The 4,416-nt window shown below is 28.1% G+C and carries 4 protein-coding genes; 2 read left to right on the top strand and 2 right to left on the bottom strand.

The genetic code is table 11. The features are described 5' to 3' along the window. Together galE and Q0V15_RS12060 are read left to right on the top strand one after the other, a co-directional pair. On the top strand, nucleotides 1-903 hold a 903-nt coding region (galE, locus tag Q0V15_RS12065), incomplete at its 5' end, for a UDP-glucose 4-epimerase GalE (RefSeq protein WP_297439354.1). A 614-nt stretch (nucleotides 904-1,517) separates the two neighbouring features. Further along, nucleotides 1,518-3,128, top strand: a complete 1,611-nt coding sequence (locus Q0V15_RS12060; RefSeq protein WP_297439352.1) for a polysaccharide biosynthesis protein — start codon at nucleotides 1,518-1,520, stop codon at nucleotides 3,126-3,128. 53 nt (nucleotides 3,129-3,181) lie between these two features. On the opposite strand, the gene Q0V15_RS12055 is transcribed toward Q0V15_RS12060, so the two are convergent. Both Q0V15_RS12055 and Q0V15_RS12050 read right to left on the bottom strand, forming a co-directional pair. Continuing rightward, a complete protein-coding gene (locus tag Q0V15_RS12055) occupies nucleotides 3,182-3,463 on the bottom strand; it encodes a hypothetical protein (protein WP_297439350.1) in 282 nt (93 codons plus the stop codon). A 280-nt stretch (nucleotides 3,464-3,743) separates the two neighbouring features. Next, nucleotides 3,744-4,373, bottom strand: a complete 630-nt coding sequence (locus Q0V15_RS12050) for a response regulator transcription factor (protein WP_297439348.1) — start codon at nucleotides 4,371-4,373, stop codon at nucleotides 3,744-3,746. Nucleotides 4,374-4,416 lie beyond the last annotated feature (43 nt).

The raw sequence follows: 4,416 nt of genomic DNA, 5'->3' as shown, positions 1-4,416 counted from the left end.
AAAGAGCTTGTTAAAGATAGAATTAAGACTATAACAGGTAAAGATATAAAGTTTTATGAGTATAATTTATTAGATGCTAAGAATGTTGAAAAAGTTTTTAGTGAAAATAAAATTGATTCAGTTATACATTTTGCTGCATTTAAAGCAGTAGGAGAGTCAACACAGAAGCCACTTGAATATTATCATAATAATATAACAAGTACATTAGTTGTTCTTCAAACAATGAAAAAGTTTGGAGTTAAGAACTTTGTATTTAGTTCATCTGCAACTGTTTATGGGCAAAGTAAGGTCATTCCAATAACAGAAGAGTGTGATTTATCAGCAACAAATCCTTATGGAGCAACAAAGCTGATGATTGAAGATATACTTAGAGATTTATATAAAGCTGATGATTCATTTAATATAGCTCTTTTAAGATACTTTAATCCAGTAGGGGCACATGAGAGTGGATTAATAGGTGAGGACCCATCAGGAATACCAAATAACCTTATGCCATTTATAACTAAAGTTGCAATTGGTGAACTTAAGGAGCTTAGTGTATTTGGTGATGATTATGAAACTAAAGATGGAACTGGTGTTAGAGATTATATCCATGTTGTTGATTTAGCAGTAGGTCATATAAAAGCTTTAAATAAGCTTGTAACAAATTCAGGACTTGTAACTTATAATCTTGGTACAGGTAATGGATATTCAGTTTTAGAGCTTGTTAATGCATTTGCAAATGCTAGTGGAAAGGAAATTCCTTATAAAATAGCAGCAAGAAGACCAGGGGATATAGCAGTTTGTTATGCTGACCCTAAGAAAGCTAATGAAGAGCTTGGATGGAATGCTACTAAGAGTGTTGATGATATGTGTAAAGATTCTTGGAACTGGCAAAGTAATAACCCAAAAGGATATAATTAAAAATAGATAATTAGCCCACAAAGAATTTTGTATTTAAGGATACAAGATTCTTTTTTTGATATAGATATTTGTTATACAGATGTATTAAGCAAAATATAAATTGGAGAATTAAAAATAGAGTTATATTAATTAAAATATAACTCTATTTGACGTGAATTTATTGTCATTCTTAGTGGGTAAGAATGAATCTCATCTTATAATAATTAATAACTATTTACAATATAAGATTAACATAAATGAATATTAAAATAAATTCTTATAAGTTGTTAAATTTAATAGCATAAGGGAGAGTTTTAGTGATAACAAGTAATAAATAGATTGCTTTTTAACTATATAGTTAAAAAAAGGAAGATAAATATAAGCATTTAATTAATAGTTTATGAGTTGTCAAAAAAATCAGTGGAAACCTTTTAAAATTTAAAGTTAATATAGTAAAGTTTCATAAAAATATGAATATTTTGGCTAAAATGTGCAAAAAATATTAAAATGAGATTTTATAGGCAAATATAAAATTGACAATTATAGAAAATATATTTAATATAAAGTGAAAGCAAATTCAGATAAAGAAAGCATACGAATGATAAAGCTTACCGAGGGAGGTAATTATTATAAATATGAAGAATTCCTCAAGGGGAATACTTATTTTAACAATGACTAATGTACTATCAAAAATATTATCATTAGTATATATACCACTTCTTATTGTAAATATAGGAAGTGATGGATATGGAAACTATTACTCAGCATATCTTGTATATACATTTATATATATGGTAACTATTGCTGGCTCATCAAGTGCAATACCAAAGCTTATAGCAGAGTATAGTGGTTCAGGTCATGAGAGAGATGCTATGGCTAGTTTTAAAATTGGTAGGGTATTTTTACTTGGAATGGGAATTTTTATGACTTTAATTTTAATTATAATATCAGGTGTAGTTGTTAATTATACTGGGCTTGAAAATAGTAGAATAGCAATATTAGCACTTGCACCAGCTATACTTATTACAGCTGTGAGTAGTGCCTATAGAGGATACTTCCAAGGAAGACATAATCTTGCACCACTTGGTATATCACAATTTATAGAGCAAGTTTTAAATGTTGTATGTAGTTTGTTCTTTTCATGGTGGCTTATGAAATATAGTTTGGCACTTGGAGTAGCAGGTGGAGCTATAGGAACAGCAATTGGAGCGCTTGCTTCTGTTATATATCTTAAAATAAAGTATAAAGAAGATTTAAGAAAAAGAGGAAGAGTTAAATCTCAACCTAGAAAGCATAATGACAGACATATATTTAATTATATATGGAAATATTCAGTACCGCTTCTAGTTTCAGCTTTGATTCTTTATGGTGGAAATAATCTTTTCGACCAAATGATTATAACAGGAAGACTTTCAGAGCTTGGTTATTCACAAGCACAATTTAGTGTGATGTTTGGTGATTTTGGTAAATACACACAACTTATTAATTTACCAATGATTATTATTAGTTCACTTGCTTTATCAGTTTTCCCTATTATAGCAAGAGAAAATGCTTCGAAAGATAAGACGAAGCTTAATGAGGGAATAGCTAAAGTATTTAAAATTGGGTTTATGATAGGACTACCAGCTGCTGTAACTTTATCAGTTTTAAGCAAGGCAATATTCCATTTTATATATTTTAAAGTGGGACTTACAGGTGGAGCAGAGCTTATGGTATTTGGGGGATATGTATTTATATTCTCATCAATTTATCAGTTAAGTGTTACTATGCTTAATAGCCTTGGAAGGGTTAGAGCAGGAGCTGTAACTTCATTTATAAATGTGGCAGTAAGACTTGTAGTTGATTTTATATTTATAGGAATTGCGAGTATAAATATTTATGGGGCTATAATTGGATTACTTCTTTCAAATTATGTTGGGATGATGATTAATATAAAGATTGTTGAAAATCATACAAAAACAAAAGAATCTTACCTTAATAGTATTATAAAGCCAGCTATAGCAGCTATATTTATGGGGATAGCACTGGCTGTAGTTTACTTTATTATGAGTGAAATTATTGGAATGGTCTTTGGAGCAACTTCAATACCAGGACTAGGTGGGTATATTACTAATGCGATAGCTCTAGTTATAGCTGGATATGTAGGTAGTATTGTTTATCTTAAAGTTATGATTAAAACTAAAGGTATGGAAAATGAAGATTTATCTATTTTCCCAAGAAAGCTTAAAAAGTTATTTTTCATATAAAAGAGAATACTATATAATACAAAACAACCTTTGAAATAATTTCAAAGGTTGTTTTATTTTTCTATTAAAATCGCAATTTCAGAAAGTTCAAAGCTCTCGTTTGTTAGATATCTTTTTTCAAGTAAATATGATTTTCCATCTAAATTTATAAGTGGGAAGTTACCATATTTTTCACCACTATCAAAACATACTTTTCCAATGCTATTAAGGTAAGTAACAACAGATTCGTTAAATCCTGTTTTTTTATTTGTGTGGTTAATATCAAATTTTATTGTAAGTGTCTCTTTTCCTATACTATACATAGGCTTGATTAAATTTTTAAATAATGTTGTCAAATAAAGAACCTCCTTATAATCTATAAAATTTCTAATTTTAATAATTATATACCAATCCTAAATCATTGTAAACGTTATATGGGTAAAAAAGTAAAAATTTTTCAGAAAATCTATAATATTTTATGAATTGGATAAAAAAGAATGAGATATTAAATTAAATCATAAATAAAATAGGCATTTTGCAATAAAAAAATTATGGAATGTAGAAATTTGTATATTTAAAAGATGTGTAAAAAGCTAGATATCTTCTTTTTTAGAAAGATTATCTAGCTTTTTACACTTAATTTATTAAAAGTGCTAGTTCAGTTCTGTTATCAACTTCTAATTTATCAAGGATTTTTGTTACATAATTTTTTATAGTACCTTCTGATAAAAACAATGTTTTTGATATATCTTTATTTGAAAGACCTTTAGAAATAAGTAGTGCTACATCTTTTTCACGCTCGGTAAGTACAGATAAATCAAAGTCTGCCTGAATTTTTTTAGGGCTAGGTGTTGCTAAAAGTTCGCTAAGTTTACTTGCTACATCAGAGTGGATAAGTAGATTACCTTTATAAATAGTTTTAACTGCATCTATTATTTCATCAGGACTAGCATCTTTTAGAAGATAGCCAGAAGCTCCATTTTTAAGTGAATCAAATATATAGTCGTTATCATTAAATGTTGTAAGTATTAGGATTTTGCTATTTGGAAATTGTGATTTAATTTCAAGTGTAGCATCAACACCATTCATAATTGGCATTCTAATATCCATTAAAATTACATCAGGATTTAGCTCATTAGTAAGTTTTATAGCATCTCTACCATTTTCTCCTTCAGCAAGTATATTTATTTCATCATCAAGTGATAGTATCATTTTAAGACCTTCTCTTATTATGCTTTGGTCATCAATAAGTATTATGTTAATCATATAAATCTCCTTATTTTAAATCTTTATTATCTTTAGTTGGTAT

This window comes from uncultured Clostridium sp. (genome assembly GCF_947036855.1).
GTDB lineage: Bacteria > Bacillota > Clostridia > Clostridiales > Clostridiaceae > Sarcina.
The sequence above is the reverse complement of the archived record's forward strand: the minus strand, read 5'-3'. Positions and strand labels throughout refer to the sequence as shown.